Annotated in this window: 23 protein-coding genes; 12 read left to right on the top strand and 11 right to left on the bottom strand. The window is 71.0% G+C overall.

The window, feature by feature from the left end:
• Positions 1-192 precede the first annotated feature (192 nt).
• From FHY03_RS13680 to FHY03_RS13665, 4 genes are read left to right on the top strand one after another with little or no spacing between them, the layout of a single operon-like run.
• Positions 193-753 carry a CvpA family protein gene (locus FHY03_RS13680; protein WP_183919913.1) on the top strand — a complete coding sequence of 187 codons (561 nt, stop codon included), beginning with the start codon at positions 193-195 and terminating at the stop codon, positions 751-753.
• Positions 750-1190 carry an iron-sulfur cluster assembly scaffold protein gene (locus tag FHY03_RS13675; RefSeq protein WP_183931415.1) on the top strand — a complete coding sequence of 147 codons (441 nt, stop codon included), beginning with the start codon at positions 750-752 and terminating at the stop codon, positions 1188-1190. The genes FHY03_RS13680 and FHY03_RS13675 overlap by 4 nt, the downstream gene beginning before the upstream one ends.
• Positions 1190-2956 carry a cation:proton antiporter gene (locus FHY03_RS13670; protein WP_183931414.1) on the top strand — a complete coding sequence of 589 codons (1767 nt, stop codon included), beginning with the start codon at positions 1190-1192 and terminating at the stop codon, positions 2954-2956. The genes FHY03_RS13675 and FHY03_RS13670 overlap by 1 nt, the downstream gene beginning before the upstream one ends.
• Positions 2953-3285 carry a DUF423 domain-containing protein gene (locus FHY03_RS13665; protein WP_183931413.1) on the top strand — a complete coding sequence of 111 codons (333 nt, stop codon included), beginning with the start codon at positions 2953-2955 and terminating at the stop codon, positions 3283-3285. The genes FHY03_RS13670 and FHY03_RS13665 overlap by 4 nt, the downstream gene beginning before the upstream one ends.
• A gap of 120 nt (positions 3286-3405) precedes the next feature.
• On the opposite strand, the gene FHY03_RS13660 is transcribed toward FHY03_RS13665, so the two are convergent.
• Positions 3406-4842 carry an MFS transporter gene (locus FHY03_RS13660; RefSeq protein ID WP_183931412.1) on the bottom strand — a complete coding sequence of 479 codons (1437 nt, stop codon included), beginning with the start codon at positions 4840-4842 and terminating at the stop codon, positions 3406-3408.
• Positions 4843-4930: 88 nt separating this feature from the next.
• Here FHY03_RS13660 and FHY03_RS13655 point away from each other — a divergent pair, with 88 nt between their 5' ends.
• The 3 genes from FHY03_RS13655 (at position 4931) to FHY03_RS13645 (ending at position 7896) form a co-directional block, all read left to right on the top strand.
• Positions 4931-7039, top strand: coding sequence for a prolyl oligopeptidase family protein (locus FHY03_RS13655; RefSeq protein WP_183931411.1), 2109 nt, complete (start codon positions 4931-4933; stop codon positions 7037-7039).
• A gap of 99 nt (positions 7040-7138) precedes the next feature.
• Positions 7139-7462, top strand: coding sequence for a hypothetical protein (locus FHY03_RS13650; RefSeq protein ID WP_183919925.1), 324 nt, complete (start codon positions 7139-7141; stop codon positions 7460-7462).
• Positions 7463-7467: 5 nt separating this feature from the next.
• Positions 7468-7896 (top strand): hypothetical protein, encoded by a 429-nt coding sequence (locus tag FHY03_RS13645; RefSeq protein ID WP_260158995.1) that lies wholly within the window; start codon positions 7468-7470, stop codon positions 7894-7896.
• 138 nt (positions 7897-8034) lie between these two features.
• Here FHY03_RS13645 and FHY03_RS13640 read toward each other — a convergent pair whose 3' ends face one another.
• Positions 8035-8529, bottom strand: coding sequence for a hypothetical protein (locus FHY03_RS13640; RefSeq protein ID WP_183931410.1), 495 nt, complete (start codon positions 8527-8529; stop codon positions 8035-8037).
• Positions 8530-8572: 43 nt separating this feature from the next.
• Positions 8573-10894, bottom strand: a complete 2322-nt coding sequence (locus FHY03_RS13635; RefSeq protein WP_183931409.1) for a UvrD-helicase domain-containing protein — start codon at positions 10892-10894, stop codon at positions 8573-8575.
• Between the two features lie 108 nt (positions 10895-11002).
• On the opposite strand from FHY03_RS13635, the gene FHY03_RS13630 reads away from it, so the two are divergent.
• The 3 genes from FHY03_RS13630 to FHY03_RS13620 all read left to right on the top strand — a co-directional run bounded on the left by FHY03_RS13630 (position 11003) and on the right by FHY03_RS13620 (position 14783).
• The gene (locus FHY03_RS13630; RefSeq protein ID WP_183931408.1) at positions 11003-11416 is read left to right on the top strand and encodes a GFA family protein; all 414 of its coding nucleotides are present in this window, start codon (positions 11003-11005) and stop codon (positions 11414-11416) included.
• A 141-nt stretch (positions 11417-11557) separates the two neighbouring features.
• Entirely contained in the window at positions 11558-13198 is a 1641-nt protein-coding gene (locus FHY03_RS13625) for an inorganic phosphate transporter (RefSeq protein ID WP_183931407.1), read from the top strand.
• A gap of 274 nt (positions 13199-13472) precedes the next feature.
• Positions 13473-14783 carry an MFS transporter gene (locus FHY03_RS13620; RefSeq protein ID WP_183931406.1) on the top strand — a complete coding sequence of 437 codons (1311 nt, stop codon included), beginning with the start codon at positions 13473-13475 and terminating at the stop codon, positions 14781-14783.
• Positions 14784-14790: 7 nt separating this feature from the next.
• Here FHY03_RS13620 and rsmD read toward each other — a convergent pair whose 3' ends face one another.
• Both rsmD and FHY03_RS13610 read right to left on the bottom strand, forming a co-directional pair.
• The gene (rsmD, locus tag FHY03_RS13615) at positions 14791-15330 is read right to left on the bottom strand and encodes a 16S rRNA (guanine(966)-N(2))-methyltransferase RsmD (protein WP_183919937.1); all 540 of its coding nucleotides are present in this window, start codon (positions 15328-15330) and stop codon (positions 14791-14793) included.
• Positions 15327-16706: a pseudouridine synthase gene (locus FHY03_RS13610; RefSeq protein WP_183919939.1), complete on the bottom strand. Its 1380-nt coding sequence runs from the start codon at positions 16704-16706 to the stop codon at positions 15327-15329. The genes rsmD and FHY03_RS13610 overlap by 4 nt, the downstream gene beginning before the upstream one ends.
• A 96-nt stretch (positions 16707-16802) precedes the next feature.
• Between FHY03_RS13610 and FHY03_RS13605 the strand changes: the two genes are divergently transcribed.
• Both FHY03_RS13605 and FHY03_RS13600 read left to right on the top strand, forming a co-directional pair.
• The gene (locus tag FHY03_RS13605; RefSeq protein WP_183919941.1) at positions 16803-17246 is read left to right on the top strand and encodes a response regulator; all 444 of its coding nucleotides are present in this window, start codon (positions 16803-16805) and stop codon (positions 17244-17246) included.
• Positions 17247-17884: 638 nt separating this feature from the next.
• Positions 17885-19219 (top strand): AmpG family muropeptide MFS transporter, encoded by a 1335-nt coding sequence (locus tag FHY03_RS13600; RefSeq protein ID WP_183919943.1) that lies wholly within the window; start codon positions 17885-17887, stop codon positions 19217-19219.
• Positions 19220-19414: 195 nt separating this feature from the next.
• Here the strand turns inward: FHY03_RS13600 and FHY03_RS13595 are convergent, their stop codons facing one another.
• The 6 genes from FHY03_RS13595 to FHY03_RS13570 form a co-directional block, all read right to left on the bottom strand.
• Complete coding sequence (locus tag FHY03_RS13595) at positions 19415-19849, bottom strand: DUF6628 family protein (RefSeq protein ID WP_183919945.1); 435 nt, start codon at positions 19847-19849, stop codon at positions 19415-19417.
• Positions 19850-19918: 69 nt separating this feature from the next.
• A complete protein-coding gene (locus FHY03_RS13590) occupies positions 19919-21241 on the bottom strand; it encodes a folylpolyglutamate synthase/dihydrofolate synthase family protein (protein ID WP_183931405.1) in 1323 nt (440 codons plus the stop codon).
• Between the two features lie 19 nt (positions 21242-21260).
• A complete protein-coding gene (accD, locus tag FHY03_RS13585; protein ID WP_183919949.1) occupies positions 21261-22124 on the bottom strand; it encodes an acetyl-CoA carboxylase, carboxyltransferase subunit beta in 864 nt (287 codons plus the stop codon).
• Positions 22121-22930: a tryptophan synthase subunit alpha gene (trpA, locus tag FHY03_RS13580; protein WP_183931404.1), complete on the bottom strand. Its 810-nt coding sequence runs from the start codon at positions 22928-22930 to the stop codon at positions 22121-22123. Before trpA ends, accD begins: the two co-directional genes overlap by 4 nt.
• A complete protein-coding gene (trpB, locus tag FHY03_RS13575) occupies positions 22927-24186 on the bottom strand; it encodes a tryptophan synthase subunit beta (RefSeq protein WP_183931403.1) in 1260 nt (419 codons plus the stop codon). Before trpB ends, trpA begins: the two co-directional genes overlap by 4 nt.
• Positions 24183-24821, bottom strand: coding sequence for a phosphoribosylanthranilate isomerase (locus FHY03_RS13570; protein ID WP_183931402.1), 639 nt, complete (start codon positions 24819-24821; stop codon positions 24183-24185). Before FHY03_RS13570 ends, trpB begins: the two co-directional genes overlap by 4 nt.
• Positions 24822-24823 lie beyond the last annotated feature (2 nt).

Below are 24823 nucleotides of genomic sequence, written 5' to 3'. Positions count from 1 at the left end.
ACGCACGCTGCGCCCGCGGACAGCCCCCTCCACCAGCCTGCGGCTGGTCCCCCTCTCCGTGCCGGTGAGGATTGGAGTGGCTAAGCGCCGACCGCTTTCACCTTTCCGGGTACCCGTCTGCACCCCTGCGCCCACGTCCTCATCCGCAACTGGCACTGGCCCCCGCCCCCTCGGCACCATAAGGATGCGGGCATGAACTTGCAGGGGCTCGACATCGCCGTGCTCGCCGCGGTGGCGCTGACCGCGCTCGGGGGCGTCCGGCGCGGCTTCGTCGGCGAGGTGCTGGCGCTGTTCGCCTGGGTGGCGATGGTGTTCGCGCTCAAGATCTTCCACCTGCCACTCGCGCGTGCGCTGGCCGGCACCCTCGGCAGCGCCTCGGGCGCGGCGGTGCTCGCCTTCGTGATCCTCACCGCAGGCACATATTTTCTCAGCAAGATCGTGGTCAACGCGGTGGCGCGGCGCACCCGCACCTCGGTGCTCGGACCGATTGACCGCGCGCTGGGCTTCGGGTTCGGCGCGCTGAAGGGTTTGATCCTGGCGAGCCTCGCCTATCTTCTGCTGATCCTCGTGCTCGACACGACGGGCGGCGGGCCGTCGCATCGGCCGGCGTGGCTGACGCAGGCGCGGACCTATCCGCTGCTCAGCGCGACGAGTGCGTCGATCGCCGACTTCGTCGACCGCCGGCGTCGCGGCGAGCCCGTCTTCGCGCCGCGCGTCCCCCCGCGGCCGGCCAGAGAGAACAGAGAGTCATGAGCCTCGACCTGTACACCCCCGAGATCAGCGCGCTGGCGATCGGCAACCCCTATGCGGAGCGGCTCGCCGACCCGGCGGGCACGTCCGAGAAGCGATCGCCGATCTGCGGCAGCCGTGTGACCGTCGACGTTGATCTCGACCGCGATGGGCGGGTCTCGGCGCTGGGCACGCAGGTGCGCGCCTGCCTGCTCGGCCAGGCATCGTCGACGCTGCTGGCGCGGCACGCCATCGGTCGCACACCCGAGGAGTTGGCGGCGGCGCGCGACTCGCTCACCGCCTGGCTCGCCGGCGCCGGCGACACGCCCGACTGGCCCGGCATCGCGATCTTCGCGCCCGGGCTCAAGCTCACCGCGCGCCATCCCTCGATCCGACTCGCCTTCGAGGCCGCGGCGGAGGCGGCCGAGCAGGCGCGCGCGGCGAACAAGGTCGCGGTCTGATGGAGCACGCCGCCGACGGCTCGCTGGTCCGCGACGGCACCATCCTGCTCGGCGCGGGGCTGGTCTTCGTGCTGCTGTTCCGCCGGCTCGGGCTGGGCGCCACGCTGGGCTTCCTCGTCGCCGGTGCGCTGGTCGGGCCGCAATTGCTGGGCCTGGTCGGCGACGCCGAGACCAAGCTGGGCTTCGCCGAGCTCGGCATCACCCTGCTGCTCTTCATCGTCGGGCTGGAACTGAGCCCGACGCGGCTGTGGCGGCTCAAGGAGGACATCCTCGGGCTGGGGCTGCTCCAGGTCGTCGCCTGCGGCGTCGCCATCGCCGCGATCCTCGCGCTCGCGGCGACATTCTCGCTGGCCGCGGCGCTAGCGGTAGGGATGCCGCTGGCCCTGTCCTCGACCGCACAGGTGCTGCCGATGCTGCAGTCCTCGGGACGACTGCGCACGCCCTTTGGCGAGCGCGCCTTCTCGATCCTGCTGTTCCAGGACTTGTCGATCATCCCGATGATCACGATCATCGCCGCGATGAGCCGCAACCCCGAGGCGGCGGCGGGGCCGCCGGGCTGGCTGCTGGTGATCTACACCGTGCTGGCGATCGCGGGGCTTGTGGCGGTCGGACGGTTCGTGTTGCGCCCGCTGTTCCGCGGCATTGGCAATCTCGGCGAGCGCGAGATGTTCGTCTTCGCCGCCTTGTTCACCGTGATCGCCGCGGCGGCGCTCATGGAGTGGCTCGGGCTCTCCACCGCGCTCGGCGCCTTCGTCGCCGGCGTGATGCTGGCGGACAGCCCCTATCGCCACGAGCTGGAGACCGACGTCGAGCCGTTCCGCTCGATCCTGCTCGGGCTGTTCTTCCTCGCGGTCGGGATGATGCTCGACCTGCACGCGATCGCCGAGCGGCCCTTCTTCGTGGTGGCGATGGCGGCGGCGCTGATCGTCACCAAGGCAGGGATCATCACCGGGCTGGGGCTCGCCTTCCGCATGAAGTGGCGGCAGGCGGTCGCGCTCGGACTGCTGCTGAGCCAGGGTGGCGAATTCGGCTTCGTGCTGCTCGCCCAGGCGCAGAACGCCTATCTGATCGCGCCCCAGGCGGCGAGCCTGTTCGGCGCGATCATCACGCTGTCGATGGCGACGACGCCCTTCCTGATGATGTTCACGCGCCGCTTCCGCGAGGAGCCGATCGTCTCCGACGGCGCACGGGACGGTCCCAAGGCGGACGGCGCCAACGCGATCATCGTCGGCTATGGCCGCTTCGGGCAGACGGTCGGGCAGATGCTGATGATGCAGGACATCCCGGTCACGCTGATCGACACCGACATCGAGATGATCGACATCGCCGAGGAGTTCGGCTCCAAGGTCTACTACGGCGACGGTACGCGGCTCGACCTGCTGCGCCAGGCCGGTGCGGCCGAGGCAGAGCTTATTATGTTCTGCATGGACGGCGACCAACTCGATCTCGGCCAGCTCGAGGCGGTGCACGAGGCTTTCCCGCGCGCGGCCATTTACGTCCGGGCCTTCGACCGGCGCGCGCTGGTGCGGCTGAAGCCCGGGCCCGCGCGCGCCGTGGTGCGCGAGGTGCTCGAGTCCGCGATCCGCATGGCGCGGCTGGCGATGGAGGGGCTGGGCGTCTCGCCCGCCGAGATCGACCGCGCCGAGCAGATGTACCGTGCGCGCGACCGTGAGCGGCTGCGCATCCAGATCGAGGCGGGCGACATCCGCGCCGCGCGCGCGCTGGTCGCCGAGCAGGCGCCGTGGGGCGGGGGGCAGCGCGAGTGAACTGGCTAGTGATCCTGGCGGCGCTGTCGGGTGCGCTAGCGGTGGGCGCGGGCGCGTTCGGGGCGCATGGCGCCAGTGGCGCGGCGGTGGAATGGCTCAAGACAGGGAGCCACTATCAGTTGGTCCACGCAGTCGCTGCTTTGATGGCGCTGCGGCTGGAGGCGCGTGGGCCGGCGTGGCTGTTCCTCGCCGGCGGCGCGCTGTTCGCGGGAACCCTCTATCTGATGGCGCTCGGCCTGCCACGCTGGCTCGGCGCGGTGACGCCGATCGGCGGGACGCTGCTGATCGCGGGGTGGCTGTGGCTCGCCTGGGCGGGGATGCGAGGGTAGGGTCGGGCAGGTGACTTGAGACTTGGGGCTCTTGCTCCTGCGCCCCGCAGGAGCTCAGAGACCCATGTCACCGTCGTTTGCCGCCACTCAGTTCCCGCGTGCGCGAACACATCTCCGCGCTTACCGCACGGTCGCCGCCGGCACCGCCTCCGCCTCACCGCTACCCGCCTCGCGCACCGAGGGACGCAGTCGCGCGAGGCTGCACGCGCCCGCCACCAGCGCCAAGCCGGCCGACACCAGCGGCGGCACCGCCCCGGCGCCGACGCCGACCGCCAGCAGCGCCGCCACCAGGGTCGCCCCGGTGGTCTGGCCGACCAGCCGCACCGTGCTCACCAGCCCGCCCGCCGCGGCGACGCGCGCGCGCGGTGCCGATCCGATGATCAGCCGCGCGTTCGGTGGCAGGAAGGTGCCGAAGCCGGAGCCGCACAGCGCCATCCGCCACGCCACGTCGAAATAGCTCGGATCAGCCGGCATCAGCGCGATCAGCACCAGCGCGACGATTGAGATCGCCATGCCGATCCCGCCGAGCAGCCCCGCCGGCACGCGGTCGGATAGCCAGCCGGTGAGCGGCGCGACGATCATGTTGGTCAGCGGCCAGGGCGCGATCGCCGCGCCGACCTCGGCCGCGGTGAAGCCATATTCGTGCGTGAGCCGGAACGGCGCCGACAACAGCAGCGTCATTGAGGCGACGAAGGCGGTGAAGCCACCGATCGTCGACAGCGCGATCACCGGCCGCGCGAGCAGGTCGACCGGCAGGATCGGGTCGGCGGTCCCTCGCTCGCGCCGGACATAGATCACGCCGATCGCGACGCCAAGCAGCACGATCGCGGCGGACACCACCGGGCTGTCGCCATGGACCGCGCTCTCGGCGCCCCCGATCACCAGCCCGAACATTGCCGCGCACATCACCGCGCCAAGCACGTCGAAGCGCTGGTCGCGCGGTACGGGGTCGGGCAGGGCGCGGCCGAACAGCAGCGAGGCGAGCGCGAAGGGGATCGCGCTGGCGAACACCCAGGGCCAGGGCGCCACCGCGAGCACCAGTCCGCCGATGGTCGGCGCCGCCGCGGCCGAGCTCGACACCACCACCGAGTTGATGCCGAGGCCGCGCCCGAGCTGGGCGCTCGGATAGGTCTGGCGGATCAGCGCCGAGGCGACCGCCAAGGCACCCGCCGCGCCGATCGCCTGCGCCGCGCGCACCACCAGCAGGAAGGGCAGGCTCTTGGCGAAGAAGCAGAGCAAGGTCGCGACGGTGAAGATCATCTGGCCGAGCTGGTACATCCGCTTCAGCCCGATCCGCTCGCCTAGTCCGGCGAAGGGCAGCAGCATCATCACCAGCATCAGCTGATAGACGGTCACGATCGCCACTACCGCCGACGACGCCACGCCGAGGTCGCGCGCGATCGTCGGCAGCGCCACATTGGCGACGCCGCCGTCAATGATCACCAGGGCGGTGCCGAAGCAGAGCGCCGCGACCGCGGCGTAGCGGCGCGGTGCGGGCAGGCCATCGGCGGCGGGGGCGCCCGCGGCGGCGCGTCGGATCGGGTCAGCGGGCGGCATCCTTGCCTGCCCGACTCGCCACGTTGCGGCTTGTTCCGCGCCGCCGCCCGCCGCAAGGATAGCGGCAACGAAGGGAAGGGTCGCTGCGATGAGAGTTTCGGAACGGGGAAGGCTCGCCATCGGGGTGGCGCTCGCCGCGGCGCTTGCGGCATCGGCGGCGCTCGCCCAGAGCAAGGCGATGACCGACGATCCCCATGTCTGGCTCGAGGACAAGGACGGCGCCAGGGCGCTCGCCTGGGTCGAGGCAGAGAACAAGCGCACGCTGCCGCGGCTGCAGGCCGATCCGCGCTACCAAACCTTCTACCAGCAGGCGCTGGCGATCGCCGCGGCGAAGGATCGCATCCCGATGCCGAGCCAATTGTATGGCCGCATCTACAATTTCTGGCGCGATGCCGATCATCCGCAGGGCATCTGGCGCTGGACCAGCGAGGCCGATTATGCCCGACCGCAGCCGAGATGGACGACCGTCCTCGACCTCGACGCGCTGTCGAAGGCAGAGGGCAAGAAATGGGTGTGGAAGGGCGCGACCTGCCTCCAGCCCGAGGAGCGGCTGTGCCTGGTCGCGCTGTCCGAGGGTGGCGAGGACGCGATCAGCTATCGCGAGTTCGACCTTGCTGCCGGCACAATCGTCGCCGGCGGCTTCGCTTTGCCCAAGTCGAAACAGGGCGCGAGCTGGCTCGACAAGGATACGCTGCTGGTCAGCCGCGACTGGGGCGCGGGGACCATGACCGCCTCGAGCTATCCTTTCGTGGTCAAGATGGTGAAGCGCGGCCAGCCGCTGGACGCGGCGACCGAGGCCTACCGCGGCCAGCCGGGCGACCAGCTCGGCACCTATGCCGGGGTGATCACCGATGGCCAGGGCCACCGGCTGGTCACGATCACGCGGCAGACGACCTTCTTCGGCGGCGAGACCTATGTCTGGACTCCGGCGGGGACGCGCAAACTCGACGTGCCGGCGCGCACCTTCCCCGAGGCCATGGTCCACGGCCAGGTGCTGTTCCGCACCAGCGACCCGTGGGGCAAGGTGCCGGCGGGCGCGATCGCTTCCGTGCCGCTCGCCGACGTCGAGGGGGGGACGCTGAACCCGACGGTGGTGTTCGCGCCCAACCCGCGCCAGTCGGTCGACGAGTTGGTGACGACGAAGGATCGGCTGGTGCTGATCTACAACGACAATGTCCGCGGGCGGGCGACAGTCTACACGCCGGGGGAGGAGGGCTGGACGGCACGACCCGTCGCGCTCCCCGACAATGCGTCGCTGAGCGTGGCGAGCGCCGACGACAAGAGCGACCATGCCTATGTGACGGTGACCGGCTTCCTGACGCCGACGACGCTGCTGCCGCTCGACGCCGCGACCGCGACGGCGGGAGCGGCGGTGAAGACGCTGCCGGCGAAGTTCGACGCCGCCGGGCTGGTGGTCGAACAGCATGAGGCGACCTCCACCGACGGTACAAAGGTCCCCTATTTCATCGTCCACCGAGACGGCATCCGCCACGACGGCAGCACGCCGACGATCATGACCGCTTATGGTGGGTTCGAGCTGCCGATGCTGCCGGGCTACTCGGCCATCACCGGCAAATTATGGCTCGAGCGCGGCGGCGCTTATGTGCTCGCCAACATCCGCGGCGGGGGCGAGTTCGGTCCGGCGTGGCACGACGCCGGGCGCAAGACCAAGCGACAGGTGATCTACGACGATTTCGCCGCGGTGGCGAAGGACCTTATCGCGCGTCGGATGACCAGCCCGCGGAAGCTGGGCATCTACGGCGGCTCGAACGGCGGGCTGCTGATGGGCGTCGAGTTCAACCAGCACCCCGAATTGTGGCAGGCGGTGACGATCCAGGTGCCGCTGCTCGACATGCTGCGCTATGAACAGATCGCGGCGGGCGCCTCCTGGGTCGACGAATATGGCTCGGTCAGCGTGCCCGAGGAGCGCGCCTTTCTCAGCACGATCTCGCCGTATCAGAACATCCGCAAGGGTGTGCGCTACCCCGAGCCGTACATCTGGACGACCACCAAGGACGACCGGGTCGGCCCGCAGCACGCGCGCAAGTTCGCCGCGCGGCTCAAGGAATATGGGCTGCCCTACCTCTTCTACGAGGACACGGCGGGGGGCCATTCGGGCGATGCGGATATCGAGCAGGGGGCGCGGCTGCAGGCGCTGCAGATGACCTATTTCGCGCAGAAGTTGATGCCGCGTTGAAGGGTTTCTCGTGCTATGATGGGAACGTAGCCGATCTCGCGAGGTTCTTGCTGCGATGCAGCGTGATCGGCTAGGGGCAGCGTGATGAATGCTCAGACGATGAACAAGCCAAGCGCCGTCCCCGACACCGTCCCGATCGTCTTCGAGGCGATCGTCAAGCAGCAGGCGATCGCCGCGACCTATAATCGCGGCGAGGTGACACTGGCGCCGCACATCCTGTATACCAAGCACGGCGAGATCTATCTCGACGCGCTCACGCTGGAGCGCGACGGTCAGCCGCCCAAGGAACCCAAGATCGGCGCGTTCAAGCTCGCCGGGCTGACGGGTCTGCGGATCACGCCCCGACGCTTCAAGCCGAGCGAGTTGTTCGTCCCGGGGGACGACAAGTACGAGGGCGTGACGCTCCTGGCTGTGGAGGTCTGACCGGCTTGCCGGTTGATCGCTACGCTTCCTACGGCTTCAAGCGCCAGCGCGAGAGTGACGCGCGGCGCTGGGGCCGATGGGCGCTCGCGCTGTTCTACGCGCTGGGCGGCATCGCGCATTTCGTCTTCACCGACGCGATGGCGGGGATCGTTCCGCCCGTGATCCCGCTGCCGATCGCGGTGGTGGTGGTGACCGGCGTGATCGAGCTGGCCGGCGCGGCCATGCTGCTGCCGCGCGCGACGCGGCGCTTCGCGGGATGGGGGCTTGCGGCCTATGCGCTGTGCGTGTGGCCGGCCAACATCTACCACGCGATGCTCGACCTCGGCAGCGATACGGGCCTGCCGATCTGGTACCATGCGCCGCGGCTGCTACTTCAGCCCGCGATCATCTGGTGGGCGTTGTGGGGAAGCGGCGCGGTCGAGCTGCGCGAGTAGGAAGGCGCGCCCCCTTGTGCCGTGGCGGAGGCTGCGATCTAGGTGGGGAGGGCGTGGTAAGGGGCACGAGCGCTGCCCAACTTGGCCGAGGCCTTCGCTTGGGCACATTGGTCGGCAATGGCCATCGGGAATCGCCAGCTACCGCGCGAGCGCCTTCGCCAGCTCGTCCTTCCTCATCGTCGAGCGACCCGGAATGTCGCGCTTCTTCGCCTCGGCATAGAGGTCGGCCTTGGAGCGATGGTCGCGGTACGGCCGCGTCTTCGCCGCTACATCGTCGGGCTGGGCGGAGAATTGCTTCCCCTTCTTCGTGTCCGCCCGCTTTTTCGCGCTGGTGCGCGCATATTCCTTGTCGGACAGTGCCTCGCGCGCCTTCTTCGGCAGATAGCGCTCGCCGCTCTCCTCGCTCTTCGCGCCCGACTTGGTGCCCCAATCCTCCTCGCTCCACTGGTGCAGCGAATTGTCCTCGTCCTTGCCGCCCTCAAAGCCGCCGCCGCGCTTCTTATACTCGGCGACCGCCATCTGCGCCTTGCGAGCGGACCATTGGCCCTTCTTGCCGCCCTTCGCCCCGGCGGTGATCTCGTCCTTCACCTTTTCCCACAAGTCGGGATCGGTCTTCTCGGCGGTCTCGGACATGGCACACCTCCGACGCGGACAACCCGGAGACATCGGGAAAGTCTCAGCTGGCGCTGACGAAACTGTCCATCACGCGCTTGCGCCCCGCTTGCTCGAAGTCGATCTCGAGCTTGTTGCCCTCGATCTCGGCGATCGCGCCATAGCCGAACTTCTGGTGGAACACGCGCTGCCCCACGGCGAGGTCGCCACGGCCCTTGTTGCCGATGCTCACCGCCGAGGCGCGGCTCTCCACCACGCGGACGGGCTCGCGCGAGAAGGTGCGGCTGGTCCACTCGCCGCCGGGCTTGCTCCCGCCCTGCGTGCCGAGCGTCCCTGCCGCGCGCTGCCAGCCCGGGCCGCGGCCGGTGCCGCGCGCTACGTCGGCGAAGGGATCGGCGCGCTCGCTCCAATTGGCGCGCCACAGGCTCTCGCCGCCCGACATGCTCGTCTCGCTCTCGACATGCGCGTCGGGCAGCTCGCCGACGAAGCGCGACGGCAGCGAGCTGGTCCATTGCCCGTAGATGCGCCGGTTGGCGGCGTGGAGGATGGTGGCGCGGCGGCGCGCGCGCGTGATCGCGACATAAGCGAGGCGGCGCTCCTCCTCGAGGCTGCGCGTGCCGCCCTCGTCAAGCGCGCGCTGCGACGGGAACAGCCCTTCTTCCCAGCCGGCGAGGAAGACGGTGTCGAACTCCAGCCCCTTGGCGGCGTGGATCGTCATGATCGTCACCTTGGGGTCCTCGCGCGTTGCCTCATTGTCCATGACGAGGCTGACATGCTCGAGGAAGGCGGTCAGGCTCTCATATTCCTCCATCGCGCGCACCAGCTCGGTGAGGTTCTCGAGCCGCCCTGCCGCCTCGGCCGACTTCTCCGCCTGCCACATCGCGGTATAGCCGCTCTCGTCGAGGATCTGACGCGCCAGCTCGGCGTGGGGCAGATCGTTGGCCATGTCGCGCCAGCGCGCGACGTCGCCGACGAAGCGGCCGAGCGCCTTGCGCGCCTGTGGGGTGAGTTCGTCGCTGTCGAGGATGCGCGCCGCCGCGATCGACAGCGGCAGCCGCTCGGCGCGGGCGAGCTGGTGGAGCTTGGCGATCGCCTTGTCGCCGAGGCCGCGCTTGGGCGTGTTGACGATCCGCTCGAGGGCGAGGTCGTCGGCGGGCTGGTGGACGACGCGCAGATAGGCGAGCGCGTCGCGGATCTCGGCGCGCTCGTAGAAGCGGAAGCCGCCGACGATGCGATAGGGCAGGCCGATCGCGATGAAGCGGTCCTCGAATTCGCGCGTCTGGTGCTGCGCGCGCACGAGGATGGCGACATGGTCGAGGCTGGTGCCGTCGCGCTGCGCCGCCTCGATCTCCTCGCCGACGCGACGCGCCTCCTCGGGGCCGTCCCACACGCCGAGCACGCGGACCTTCTCGCCCGCGTCAAGCTCGGTCCACAGCTCCTTGCCGAGCCGCCCGCCGTTGTTCGCGATCACTCCCGAGGCGGCGGCGAGGATATGCGGGGTGGAGCGATAGTTCTGCTCCAGCCGGATCACCTTGGCGCCGGGAAAGTCCTTCTCGAATTTGAGGATGTTCTCCACCTGCGCGCCGCGCCAGGAATAGATCGACTGATCGTCGTCGCCGACGCAGCAGATGTTACGGCGCTCCTGCGCGAGCAGCCGCAGCCACAGATACTGGACCGAGTTGGTATCCTGATATTCGTCCACCATGATGTAGCGGAAGCGCTGCTGATACTGCTCCAGCACGGTGCGCTCGCGCTTCAGGATCGTCAGCACGTGGAGCAGCAGGTCGCCGAAGTCGCAGGCGTTCACCGCGCGCAGCCGGTCCTGGTACTGCTGGTACAGCTCGCCGCCGCGACCGTTGCCGTAGCGCTCGCTCTCGCCGGCGTCGATCTCGGACGGGGTGAGGCCCTTGTTCTTCCACTCGTCGATCAGCCCGGCGAGGCTGCGCGCCGGGAACCGCTTCTCGTCGAGGTCGGCCGCGAGGATCAGCTGCTTGAGCAGGCGAAGCTGGTCGTCGGTGTCGAGGATCGTGAAGTTGCTCTGCAGCCCGACCAGCTCGGCGTGGCGGCGCAGCATCTTCGCGCCGATCGCGTGGAAGGTGCCGAGCCACGGCATGCCCTCCACCGCATCGCCGACGAGGCGGCCGACGCGCTCGCGCATCTCGCGCGCGGCCTTGTTGGTGAAGGTGACGCTCAGGATCTCGGACGGGTACGCCTTGCGCGTCCATAGCAGGTGCGCCAGCCGGGCGGTGAGCGCCGCGGTCTTGCCCGTGCCCGCACCGGCGAGGACGAGTACCGGGCCGTCGGTGGTGAGCACCGCGTCGCGCTGCGGCGGGTTGAGCCCCGCGAGATAGGGCGGGTCCTGGAGGGCGTTGGCTGGCTCGGTCACCCCCGAACAGGTAGGGAACGTCGCGCCGCGGAGCAAGCGCGTGGCTTGCCAGGTTCATGATCTCGTGAGAACATCATGGGAACATCGGCCGAGTCGAGGGAGAGCGAGATGGCGGAACAGGCAGTGATCGCGGGAGGCTGCCACTGCGGCGCGATCCGCTACGAGGCGGAGGGCGCGCCCGAGCATCACGCTCTGTGCCATTGCACCGACTGCCGCGGCTGGTCGGGCGCGCCGGTGATCGGCTGGATCGCCTTTCGCGAGGATCACCTCAGCGTGACGGGCGAGCCGGTGACCTATCACTCGTCGGAGCACGGCGAGCGCCAGTTCTGCGGGCACTGCGGTACCGGCCTGTTCTATCGCAACGCCAGCGCGCTGCCGGGACTGGTCGACGTTCAGTCGGGGACGCTGGATGATCCGGCGACGTGTCCGCCCGGTGCGCAGATCATGGTCAAGGAGCGGCTGCCGTGGACCAGCGGGATGGCGGACCTGCCCGCGTTCGCGACCTATCCGGGCATGGACTGAGCCGCGCCGATAGCGGGTCCAAGGGCGGATGGTGTGCCGGGCGTGCCCTGGCAATCTAGGCGGAGGCGTCCTCTACCTGGCTCATCCTTAGACATTAATCGTCATTAAAGTGTCACCTTCGGGGAGGATGGCGGAGCCACCATGGCAACCACCGTCCTCGCGGCCAGCGAGTCGCCGCCGTCGCTTGCTGCTGCGCGACGATTTGACGCGCCGGTTCACCCCGGCGCGCGCCTCCTGTTCCTGCTGCTTGCCGCGGCGGGCCTCCTCTATGCCGGGATCAGCATCGTCATCGACACGCAGCAGGTCGGCGAGCAGCTCGCCGTCGGCGTGTTCCTGTTCCTCGGCCTCGCCCTGTTGATCGCGCTGGGGTTCGAGTTCGTCAACGGCTTCCACGACACCGCCAACGCCGTCGCGACGGTGATCTACACCAACTCGCTGCCTGCGAATCTGGCGGTGATGTGGTCGGGCTTCTTCAACTTCCTCGGTGTGCTGTTGTCCTCTGGCGCGGTGGCCTATTCGATCGTCACGCTGCTGCCGGTCGACCTGATCCTCAACGTCGGCTCGGGCGCGGGGTTCGCGATGATCTTCGCGCTGCTGCTCGCCGCGGTGATCTGGAATCTCGCGACCTGGTACGTCGGCCTGCCCAACAGCTCGAGTCACACGCTGATCGGCTCGGTGTTGGGCGTCGGACTCGCCAACCAATTGCTGACCTCGGGGGCGGGCGGCACCGCCGGGGTCGACTGGAGCCAGGCGACCAAGGTGCTGACCGGCCTGTGGATGGCGCCGCTGATCGGCTTCACCGCGGCGGCGCTGCTGCTGCTGGTGCTGCGCCGCGTCGCGCGCTCACCCGAGCTGATGCGGGCGCCCGAGGGCGACTCCCCGCCGCCGCTCGGCATCCGCGCGCTGCTCGTTTTCACCTGCACCGCGGTGTCGTTCAGCCACGGATCGAACGACGGGCAGAAGGGCATGGGGCTGATCATGCTGATCCTGATCGGCTGTGCCCCGACCGCCTACGCGCTCAACCGCACCTTGCCCGCGAGCGAGACGCCCGCTTTCCTCGCCAGCGCCACCGGCGCGGCCGCGACGCTGACCCGGCACGGCGCCGCCGCGGTGCCGCTCGAGCGAGCACGGCCGCTGCTGAAGGATGCGTTGGAGCAGCGCCGCGCGGTGTCGCCGCAGGCCTATGGCGCGGTGGTGGCGGTGTCGCGCGATCTGTCGCAGCGCGTCGCCGGTTACGGCGCGCTCAGCAACGTGCCGGCGCAGGCCGCTCCCAACGTGCGCAACGACATGTACTTGGTGCTCGACGCGACGCGGATGATCGTCGCCGACAAACAGTCGCGGTTGAGCGGGCCGGAGAAGGACGCGCTCGCCGATTATCAGAAGCGGCTCGAGCGCGGCACGCGGTTCATCCCCCTATGGGTCAAGGTGGCGGTGGCGCTGGCACTCGGGCTCGGCACGATGATCGGCTGGAAGCGGATCGTCGTGACCGTCGGCGAGAAGATCGGCAAGCAGCACATGACCTATGGCATGGGCGCATCGGCCGAGCTGGTCGCCGCGGCCACGATCCTGGCGGCCGACCGTTTCGGTTTGCCGGTGTCGACGACGCATATCCTCTCCTCGGGCGTGGCGGGCGCCTCGGTGGCGAGCGGGCAGGGGCTGCAACGCCGCACCTTGCTGCAGCTGGCCGCGGCCTGGCTGCTCACGCTGCCGGTCGCGATGGCGCTGTCGGGCGCGCTGTTCTGGCTGCTGCGCGCGCTGGTGCGGACCGCCGGCTTGTCGTGATGCCGCGGCGAGCGACGTTTAGCCGCCCTGCACGCGCGGCTACGTCGCTGTCGGAAAAGCCGGGGCGGCCCTCGCGAGCCGCCCCGTAGTTCAGGGAAGGATCGGACGAGGGGGAGTGTCCGACCATCACGGCGCCACACAGGGGGAGGGACGCCGTCACCCTCTTCATAGCCGCGTAACGTTGCTGCTGTGTGTCGGTCGCAGAGCCTTTCGTGACCGTGCGGCAAACTTTTCCCGTTGACCCGGGCCCGACCGCCGCTCGATGACCGCCGCCATGTCAGCGTCCCCGCTCCCGACCGCCCCGCGCGCCAGCGCCTCGCATCGCCGGATCCTGCTCGCCAGCCTGGTCGGGACATCGGTCGAATTCTACGACTTCTACATCTACGCCACCGCGGCCTCGCTCGTGTTCGGCCCCCTGTTCTTTCCGACCGGCGATCCCGCGGTCGAGCTGCTCGCCGCTTATGGCAGCCTGGCCGTGGCCTTCTTCGCGCGGCCGATCGGCGCCTGGGCGTTCGGTCATTTCGGCGACCGCGTCGGGCGCAAGTCGACGCTGATCGCCAGCCTGCTGCTGATGGGAGGCTCGACCATGGCGATCGCCTTCCTGCCGACCTTCGCCCAGGCGGGCTATGTCGCGCCGCTGCTGCTATGCCTGCTGCGCTTCGGCCAGGGTTTTGGGCTGGGCGGCGAGTGGGGCGGGGCGGCGCTGCTCGCGGTGGAGAATGCGCCGCCGCACCGTCGCGGCCGCTACGGCATGGTCCCGCAGCTCGGCGCACCGGTGGGCTTCATCGCGGCCAACGGGCTGTTCCTGCTGCTCGGCGCGACCATGGACCGCGACGCCTTCATGGCCTGGGGCTGGCGGCTGCCATTCCTGCTCTCCTCGGTGCTGATCGCGCTGGGCCTCTGGGTGCGGCTGACGATAGCGGAGACACCTGCTTTTTCTGCGATGATCGAGGAAGGTCCGCCGCCCGCGGTGCCGATCGGCGAGCTGCTGCGCCACCATTGGCGCGCCGCGTTGGGGGGGACGCTGGGGGCGGTGGCGTGTTTCGCGGTCTATTACGTCGCGACCGCCTTCGCGCTCGGCTATGCGGTGACGCGCGGGTTCGACCGGCAGCTGTTCCTCGCACTCCAGCTCGGCGCGATCCTTTTCATGGCGCTCGGTATCGCGCTGTCGGGCGAGTGGAGCGATCGGCGCTCGCCGGCGCACGTGCTGCGCTGGGGCTGCGTCGGCGCGGTGATCGCCGGCTTCGCGCTGGTGCCGGGACTCGGCTCGGGCGCGCCGCTCGCGGTCTTCGCGACGCTCGCCTTCGCGCTTTTCGTCATGGGCTTCGTCTACGGCCCGCTGGGCGCCTGGCTGCCCGGCCTGTTCCCCGCGCGGGTGCGCTACACCGGGGTGAGCCTCGCCTTCAACATGGCGGGCATCATCGGCGGCGGGCTCACCCCGATCGCGGCGCAGACGCTGGCGCAGCGCGGCGGGCTCGCCCCGGTCGGAGTCTATCTCGCCGCCATGTCGCTGCTGAGCCTGGTCGCGCTGCTGGTCATGCGCCCGGCGCGCCACGTCGGCCCGGTGCCGGTCGAGGGGCCGTGACGCGCGCTCAGGCGAGCCGCAGCAGCGTGACCTGGGCGCGGCCGTAGACTCGCTCCACCACCGTCTCGAACCCGGTGGCCGTGACCGCCTCGCCGCGCGCGGTCTCGACCGTGACCCAGGTGGCCGAACCGATCCATCCGAGCCGCGCGAGCTTGTCCGCCGCCACCGCGCCCGCGCCGGTGCCATAAGGCGGGTCCATCATCACGAGATCGAGTGGTGCGGCGGCGGGGCCGAGCGCGAGCACCGAGCCCGCGCGCACGTCGGCGCCGGTCGCGCCCAGCTTGGCCACGTTGGCGCGCAGCGAGTCGAGCGCGGCCTTGTCCTGCTCGACGAACAGGCACGATCGCGCGCCGCGCGACAGCGCCTCCAGCCCGAGCGCGCCCGAGCCGGCGAACAGATCCGCCACCGCGAGCCCCTCGAAGCTGCCGACGCGGCTGAGCAGCATCGAGAACAGCGCCTCGCGCGTGCGGTCGGCGGTGGGACGCGTGGTCTCGCCCGCGGGAGCGACGAGCGCGCGCCCCCGCCAGCTGCCGGCGACGATCCTCATCGCCGGCCCTTGCGCGGCGGACCCGAGCGCGGCTTGGGCTTGGCCCAGCCCGGCTGGCGCTTGGGCCGCTCGGGCCGGGTCGGCGGCGTGGGATCGGTGTCGGCCGGCACGCGCGGCGACGACGCGCCCGCGCGGGTCGGGGCGCGACGGGCGCGCTGTTCGGCCTCGTCGCGCGGCCGGGCGCGGCGAGTCTCGTCTCCCGCGCGGCTCGGCCGCTCGGCCGGCGCGGCGGCGCGCGACGAAGCACGGCGGGTGCGCTGGTCCTCGGCGGAGCGGGTCGGTCGCTCGGCCGGCGCGCCCGCACGCGGCGGAGCACGGCGCGTGCGCTGGTCGTCGGCGGTACGGGTTGGGCGCTCGGCCATAACGCCATCACGCGTCCGTGAGCGATGGTTCGCCGCGGCGGGCTGTTGCGCCGCGCGCGCCGCACCTGTGGCCGACGGCCGCGTGCGGCGCGCGGCATCCGCGTGCTCACCCGTACCGGCGGAAGGTCGCGCCGGCCTCGCGGCAGCGAACCGTTCGCTCGCTCCCGCCGTCGGCCGCGCCACCCGCGGCGCCGCGCCGCGCCCCGCGCGCTGGTCCCGCACCGCCACCGGCTCGACCGGCAGCCGCGTCGCCGCGGGCGAGCGCAGCGTCTGGCGGAAGCCGGCGAGATCCGCGGCGCGCACCTCGCCGACGCCGCCCACCGGCAGGTCGCCGAGCACGAACGGGCCGTAGCGCGTCCGGATCAAGCGCCCGACGCGGAGCCCGAGATGCTCGAGCACGCGCCGTACCTCGCGGTTCTTGCCCTCGCGCAGCGTCATCTCGATCCACACGTTGGCGCCGGTGCGGCGCTCGAGATTGGCGTCGATCGCACCGTAGCGTACACCCTCGACCTCGACGCCGTGGATCAGCTCCTCGAGCTGCCCCTGCGTCACCGCGCCATAGGCGCGCGCGCGATAGCTGCGCTCGACGCCGGTGGCGGGCAGCTCGAGCTCGCGCTTGAACTCGCCGTCGGTGGTGAGCAGCAGCAGCCCCTCGGTGTTGAGGTCGAGCCGCCCCACCGGCACCACGCGCGGCAGGTCGTGGGGCAGGCGGTCGTAGATGGTCGGCCGCCCGCTGAAGTCGCGCTCGGTGGTCAGCACGCCCGCGGGCTTGTGGAACAGGAACAGCCGCGCCGGCTCGGGTGCCGCGACCGGCTGGCCGTCGACGGTGACGCCGTCGAGCGAGGCGAGCAGCGTCGCGGGCGTGTCGAGCACGACGCCGTCTCGCGCCACGCGCCCCTCGGCGATCATCCGCTCGATCTCGCGTCGCGAGGCGACGCCGGCGCGCGCGAGCAGCTTGGCGATACGATGCTCGGCGCGTCGCTCCGCGCGCGCTTCGGGATGGGGGTCGACCATCGCGGCCGCTTAGCCGATCGTCGCGCACTTAGCGGCATTTATTTGCACCCGTGCGCCCGCCCGCGCGTTGTGCCGGCGTAACGACGGTGAGGGCACATGGTCTTCGGGCGCAAACAGCGGGTTCTCGAGCGGCTGCTCCTGGTCGAGGACGAGCCGCTGGTGGCGTTCGACGCCGAGCATCTGCTCACCGACCAGGGTTACAGCATCGTCGCCACGGTGGATCGAGTCGCCGACGCGCTGGCGGTGCTCGCCGCCGAGACGCCGGTCGACCTCGTGCTGGTCGACGTCACGCTCGCCGACGGCAGCGGCGTCGAGGTAGCGCGGGTCGCGCGCGCGCGGGGCGTGGCGGTGCTGTTCGTCACCGGCGACTGCCCCGACGAGGCGGCGACGCTGGCGAGCGGCTTCCTCGCCAAACCCTATGCGCAGCGCGACCTGCTCGGCGCGATCGTGGCGATCGAGCAGAGCGTCGCGGGCAAGCCGCCGCGGCGGCTGCCGGGCGGGTTCCAGCTGTTCCACTCCGGCGGCCCGGCGACCACCTGACCGCGCGCGAATGTTGCGAATGTTGAGTCGCTGACGCGGTTCGTGCGTAGCACTCAAGATTGGCGTGAAGCGGGGAGTCTTGGTGAGATACTGCTCGTTAAGGCTTACTTTGACATGATATTCCTGATCTCCCTGGTCCTCAGGAAGGAGTAAGTCGCGACGCTCGCGCGAAGCGAATGTTGAGTCATGTTGGAGCGAGGTCGCGCTCGCCCGAGTCGACGCGACCGCACGATCGGTGGTGGAGAACCGCATGCGCTCACTTTGCCACGACGACGCAGGTGTAGGACAGCGCGACCGCTTCTAACCGCCGCCAGACGGCGTGCCGGCCCATGGCGGTTCGGACGTGTGGATCGGCGATGCGGCGCCGCGATGACGCGAGGACGCCAAGAAGAAGGATCGTTCGTGCGGAGACGCAGAGGACGCGCGCGTTCGACCCGCGGCGCGCAGTAGCATGCTGCTCGGAGATCAGCGCCGCTGTGCGGCGGCGTCGACATCTCCACTCTTCCGCCCCGTCCACCGCCCGCACCGCTCTGCCGCAAGCCCGCCGCCGCCGCGCCTTCCGCTCGCGCCGGGGATCGTCTAGCGCTCGCTGTCCGGCGCGCGCCGCGGCGGGGCAGAGGACGGAGCGGATCGAGTTGATGGCGACGCGCGCGGACGGCACGACCTGGCGGGACGGGATCAGGCCCTATGTCGAGCGGGGGCCGCTCGCCGCTTTCTCGCTCGGCGTCTCCTCGGGCTTTCCCTACGCGATGATCGCCGCGACGCTGACGACGCGCCTGGCGCAGGCGGGTGTGGACAAGAAGACCGTCACCGCGTTCAGCCTGGCCTTTCTCGCCTACAATCTGAAGTTCCTCTGGGCATGGATCGTCGACGGCGTACGGCTGCCGGTGATCGGCGGGCTCGGGCAGCGCGTGTCATGGCTGCTATTCGCGGGTACGCTGGTGATCGCGGCCGTCGTCCATCTCGCCTTCGCCGATCCGCACGCGAGTATCGCCGCGACGGCGCTGGCAGCGGTGCTCGTCGGTGTGGCGGGTGCGACCTATGACATCGTGATCGACGCCTACCGGGTCGAGATCCTCGAGCCGCGTCAGCTCGGCGTCGGCTCGGGGATGAGCCAATATGGCTGGCGCATCGGATCGTTCGCGGCCGGATCGCTGGCGCTCTACGTCTCCGCTCGGCACGGGTGGACGCTCGCTTATTGCGCCTGTGCGATGCTCGCGCTACCCGCGATGGTGGCGGGGGTGATCGTCGGCGAGCCGCGGCGGCACCGCGACCCGGTGCGCAGGCGAGGCGTCGGCGAGGCGCTCGCCGCGACATGGCGCCCGTTCACGGAATTCTTCCAGCGGCCGGGCGCCGTGCTGATCCTGCTCTTCATCCTGGTCCACAAGATCGGCGACACCCTCGGCCAGCTCGTCCTGCGTCTGCTGCTTGACTCGCTCGGCTACAGCAACGACGAGATCGCGCTCTACGATCTTGGTATCGGCTTCTGGGCTTTCCTCGTCGGCATCTTCATCGGCGGCTGGCTCTACGCGCGGCTGGGCATGAAGCGCTCGGTGCTGCTCAGCCTCGTGCTGATGGCGGTGTCCAACGTCAGCTTCGCGCTGCTCGCGGCGGCGGGGCACAGCAACCTGGGGCTCGCGGGCGCGATGATCTTCGAGAACGTCGCCTCGGGGATCGGCGGGGTCACTGTGGTCGCCTATTTCTCGGCCTTGTGCGACCTGCGCTTCACCGCCGCACAATATGCGCTGATCTCGGCCGCCTCGAGCGTCGTCGGGCGGATCGTCACCGGCACCACCGCGGGCGCGCTGGTGGAGCGGTTCGGCTATGTCGGTTTCTACTGGCTGACGGTCGCGGCGGCGCTGCCGGGCGTGCTGCTGTTCTTCTGGATGGGGCGCTCCGGCCTGATCGACCGCTCGGTCGGCAGCGCCGGCACCGAGGGACCGGGCGACGCGCGCGACGGGCGGATGGCGTAGGGCCGCGCTGCCCCCCTCCCGGACGGCATCCCCGCGCAGGCGGGGACCCAGATCCGCTGCCGTGGCGGCTCCATCGCTAGCGTCAGCGTGTCTAGATCCCCGCCTGCGCGGGGATGACGATGGGAGGGTGGTGGAGGAGCGGAGACGCACGGGCCGGTAGGAAAGTCCGCATCCTGCCGCCGTCCCCCCGCACTTTCACAGCGACACCGGTCGCCCCTCGTCGGCGAAGGCGGCGGCGACCGCGGCGGCGCTGGCGAGCACGCCGTCGACGTGGCGCTGGCCGAGCAGGTCCTGCATCAGCAGCCGCGCGCTCTCGACCCGCGTCTCGACGCGCGCGAGGATCGACAGCAGCACCTGCTCCGAGGGCGTCATGCGCGCGCAGCAGCACGGCGCGATCGCGATCGGCGCGGCGGCGCTGGCCGCCATGTCCGCCATCAGCGCGCGGATCAGCGTCAGCGGACGGCGGAATGCCTCGCCGAAGGCGGTGAACAGCGCGTGCGCCGCGCGCGCGTCGGCGAGCCCGTGCGCGCCCATCCGCCGCATCGCGAACAGGACGACGCGGGCGTTGCCGCACTCGGGCAAGGCATAGGGCAGGGCCTGGAGGGTGGCGGCGGCGGACAGCTCGGACATACGGGCGACTCCTCGTTCGGCCTGCAAGGTCGTTCACGCGCTATTGATAGTCAATCGCAAAGTTGAGGATCAGTCGGGCAGTTCGTCGTTCGCCTTCAACACCTCACCGGCAAGGTACAACGAGCCGAGCACGAGTACCGCGCCGGGCCGGCTGCGCGCCACCTCCGCGAACGCCGCACCGATCGTCTCCGCGGTCGAAGTTGCGGGCACGCCGAGCTCGCGCGCGAGGGCGGCGAGATCGGCCGGATCGTGGTGCGCGTGGCCGGGCACGGGCAGCGCGACGAGCAGCCCGACGCGGTGCGCGATCGGCGCGAGCAGGCCGCGCGGGTCTTTGTTGGCGAGCATGCCAAGCACCAATGCGAGCGAGCGCCCGTTGCCCTCGCCGGCGACCCGATCGATCGCGGCGCCGAGCGCGCGGCCGGCGGACTCATTGTGACCGCCGTCGAGCCACACCGGAGTGGCGCCGAGCGAGGCGGTGAGCGGTCCGTCGGCGAGGCGCTGGAGCCGTGCCGGCCAACGTGCGCCGCGCGCCGCTTCCGCCAGCGCGGCGTCGCCCACCGCCAGCCGATCCTGCGCGCGCAGCATCGCCGCGGCGAGCGCGAGATTGTGCGCCTGGTGTGCGCCGGGCAGCGCGGGCAGGGGGAGGGTGACGATGCCGCGTCGGTCGCTGAGCTCGACGCCGGCCTCGGTCACGCGATGCCGCCACGCCGCACCCTCGACCAGCAGCGCAGCCCCCGCCGCCGCGGCGGCGCGCGCCACCGGCGCGGCCGCCTCGGGCGGGTACAGCATCGTTACGAGCGGCGCGCCGGGCTTGGCGATGCCCGCTTTCTCCGCCGCGATCTGCGCGAGCGTGTCGCCGAGGAAGGCCTGGTGGTCGATCCCCAGCGCGGCGATGCCGCAGACCAGCGGCGCGGGCAGCACGTTGGTCGCGTCGAGCCGGCCGCCGAGCCCGACCTCGATCACGCAGGCGTCCGCTGGCGTGCGCGCGAAGGCGAAGAAGGCGGCGGCGGTGGTCACCTCGAAGAAGCTTGCGCCGAGGTCGCCCGCGACGTCGAGCACCTCCGCCAGCAGCGCGGCGAGCGCGTCGTCCTCGATCAGCCGGCCGGCGAGGCGGATGCGCTCGTTGAAGCGGACGAGGTGCGGGCTGGTGTAGGCGTGGACCTGGTAGCCCGCCGCCTCCAGCGCGGCGCGGAGATAGGCGCAGGTCGAGCCCTTGCCGTTGGTGCCCGCGACGTGGAACACCGGCGGCAGATGGCGCTGCGGGTCGCCCAGCCGCGCGAGCAGCCGCGCGATCCGCTCCAGCCCGAGCACGTCGGCGCCGGGCGAGAGCGCCCACAGCCGGTCGAGCTGCGCCTGGACGCGCGGGTCGGCGGAGACGGCGTGGTCGGCCATCGGGCGGGGGCGCGTCGCCTCAGGCGGCGCGGCGCTCGCCGCAGAGATAGCCGATCACGGTGGCGAGCCGGTCGCGCAGCTCGCGGCGGTGGACCACCATGTCGATCAGCCCGTGCTCGAGATAATATTCGCTGGTCTGGAAGTCCTCGGGCAGCTTCTCGCGGATGGTGTTCTCGATCACGCGGCGCCCGGTGAAGGCGAGCGTCGCCTTCGGCTCGGCGATCTGCACGTCGCCCAGCATCGCGTAGGCCGCCATGACGCCGCCCGAGGTCGGGTCGGTCAGCACGACGATATAGGGCAGGCCGGCGTCGTGGAGCAGCTGGATCGCGACCGTGCTGCGCGGCATCTGCATCAGGCTGAGGATGCCCTCTTGCATGCGCGCACCGCCGCTCGCGGTGAAGACGATGAAGGGCGCGCGGTCCTTGATCGCGGCCTCGACGCCCTGGACGAACGCCTCGCCGACCGCCTGGCCCATCGAGCCGCCCATGAAGGCGAAGTCCTGCACGCCGATCACGACGCGCTGGCCGTGGATCGTGCCGCGCGCGTTGACGAAGGCGTCCTGCTCGCCGGTGCTGGCGCGCGCCGCCTTGAGCCGGTCGGCATAACGCTTCGAGTCGCGGAACTTGAGCGGGTCCTCGGCGGCGCGCGGCGGCGCCAGCACCTCGGCGCTGCCCTCGTCGAGCAGATAGGCGAAGCGCTGCTTCGGCCCGATGCGCTCGTGGTGGTCGCAGTTCGGGCAGACGAACTGGTTGTCCTCCAGCTCCTTGTTGAACACCATCGTGCCGCAGCCCTTGCACTTGTGCCAGAGCGTGTCGGCGCCCTGCGTCTTGGCGCCGGGCACGAAGCCGCCGATCGCGTTGCGGACGTTGCTGAGCCAGCTCATGCGGTCATCTCTCTTGCCTCGGCGGTGGCCGCGAGGGCCGCCGCGAGCGATTGGACATAGGCGGTGACGGGCGCCGCCGCGGCCGCGCCGTGCTGCGCGACCAGCTCGACGATCGCCGAGCCGACCACCACGCCGTCGGCGACGCGCGCGATCGCGCCCGCCTGCTCGGGGGTGCGCACGCCGAAGCCGACCGCGACCGGCAGGTCGGTCGCGGCCTTGAGCCGCGCCACCGCTTCCTCGATCGACGCCTGCACCGCCTGCTGCTTGCCGGTGATGCCCGCCACCGAGACGTAGTAGAGGAAGCCGTCCGCGCCCGCGAGCACCTCGCCGATCCGCTCGCCGACCGTGGTCGGCGTGGCGAGGCGGATCATCGCCACGCCGGCGCCGCGCAGCGCCGGGCCGAGCGCCTCGTCCTCCTCGGCGGGGATGTCGACGCAGATCACGCCGTCGACGCCCGCGGCGCGCGCCGCGGCGGCGAACCATTCCGGGCCACGCCGCAGCATCGGGTTGGCATACCCCATCAGCACCAGCGGCACCTGCGGGTGGCGCGCGCGGAAGTCGGTCGCGATCCGCAGGATGTCGGCGGTGCGGGTGCCCGCCGCGAGCGAGCGGATGTTGGCTGCCTGGATCGCGGGGCCGTCCGCCATCGGGTCGGTGAAGGGCATGCCGAGCTCGATCACGTCGGCGCCGCCCGCGACCAACGCGTCGAGGATCGCCGGCGTCGCGGCGGCGTCGGGGTCGCCCGCGGTGACGAAGCACACGAGCGCGGCCCTGCCCTTGGCGAAGGCGTCGGACAGCCGCGTCACATGCTCACTCCCAGCGCCGCGGCGACGGTGAAGATGTCCTTGTCGCCGCGCCCGCACAGGTTGGCGAGGATGATGCGGTCGGCCGGCATGTGCTTGGCGCGCTGCGCCACCGCGGCGATCGCGTGCGACGGCTCGAGCGCGGGGATGATCCCCTCGGTGCGGCACAGCAGCTGGAAGGCGTCGAGCGCCTCGGTGTCGGTCACCGCGGTATACTCGACGCGGCCGATGTCCTTGAGCCAGGCGTGCTCGGGGCCGATGCCGGGATAGTCCAGACCCGCCGAGATCGAGTGCGCCTCGGCGATCTGCCCGTCCTCGTCTTGGAGCAGGTAGGTCTTGTTGCCGTGGAGCACGCCGGGGAAGCCGCCCGCGAGGCTGGCGGCATGCTTGGCGTCGAGTCCCTCGCCCGCGGCCTCGACGCCGAGCATCGCGACGTCATCGTCGAGAAAAGGGTGGAACAGCCCGATCGCGTTCGACCCGCCGCCGATCGCGGCGACGAGCAGGTCGGGCAGGCGGCCGGTGCGGTCGAGCAGCTGCGCGCGCGCCTCGCGCCCGATCACGCTCTGGAAGTCGCGCACCAGCTCGGGGTAGGGGTGCGGGCCCGCGGCGGTGCCGATGATGTAGAAGGTGTCGTGGACGTTGGCGACCCAGTCGCGCAGCGCCTCGTTCATCGCGTCCTTGAGCGTGCGCGCGCCGCTCTCCACCGCGCGCACCTCGGCGCCGAGCAGCTTCATGCGGAAGACGTTCGGCTGCTGCCGCTCGACGTCCTTGGCCCCCATGTAGATCACGCACGGCAGGCCGAAGCGCGCGCACACCGTGGCGGTGGCGACGCCGTGCTGGCCCGCGCCGGTCTCGGCGATGATCCGCGTCTTGCCCATGCGGATCGCGAGCAGGATCTGGCCGATGCAATTGTTGATCTTGTGCGCGCCGGTGTGGTTGAGCTCGTCGCGCTTGAACCAGACCTGCGCGCCCATGTCAGGCTCGGCGCTCTGGCGCAGCGTCTCGGTCAGCCGCTCGGCATAATAGAGCGGCGAGGGGCGGCCGACATAATGTTCGAGCAGGTCGTCGAACTGCGCCTTGAACGCCGGGTCCTGCCGCGCCGAGCGATAGGCGCGATCGAGCTCGAGGATCAGCGGCATCAGCGTCTCGGCGACGTAGCGGCCGCCGTAGTCGCCGAAATGGCCGCGCGTGTCGGGCTGCTGGCGCAGGCTGTTGGCGCGCGCCGCGGGGTCGAGGGCGGGGGTGAGCGTGTCGGTCATAGCTGGGCGACCCGTTGCAGGAAGGCGGCGATCTTGTCCACGTCCTTGACGCCGGGCGCGCGCTCCACCCCCGAGGAGACGTCGACCAGCCGCGCGCCCGTCCGCGTCGCGGCCTCGGCGACGTTGCCGGCGTCGAGCCCGCCCGACAGCGCCCAAGGGAGCGGGTGGCGCGCGCCGTCGAGCAGCCGCCAGTCGAAGCGCACGCCCATGCCGCCGGGCAGCGCGGCGTCGTCGGGGGTCTTGGCGTCATAGAGCAGCCGGTCGGCGGCGCCGGCATAGGCGGGGGCGGCGGCGAGGTCGGCGGCGGTCTTCACCGCCAGCGCGACCCAGGTCTCCACCCCGGCGGTCCGACGCAGCGCGGCGGCGCGCGCGGGACTTACCTTGTGGAGCTGGATCGCGTCGAGCCGCGCCGCGGCGACCGCCTCGGCGACGAGCGAGTCCGTCGGGTCGACGAAGACGCCGACGCGATGCGCGCGATCACCGACGCGCGCGGCGAGTCCGGCGGCCCGGTCGAGGCCGAGGTGACGCGGCGAGGGCGGGAAGAAGACGAAACCGACGTGGCTCGCCCCACCGGCGAGCGCGGCGTCGAGCGTGTCCGGCGTGGAGAGGCCGCAGATCTTGGCGGTGACGGTCATGG

It is taken from the genome of Sphingomonas sp. BK345, assembly GCF_014193845.1.
In the GTDB taxonomy this organism is placed as follows: domain Bacteria; phylum Pseudomonadota; class Alphaproteobacteria; order Sphingomonadales; family Sphingomonadaceae; genus Sphingomonas.
This window is presented reverse-complemented; position numbering and strand designations above follow the sequence as displayed.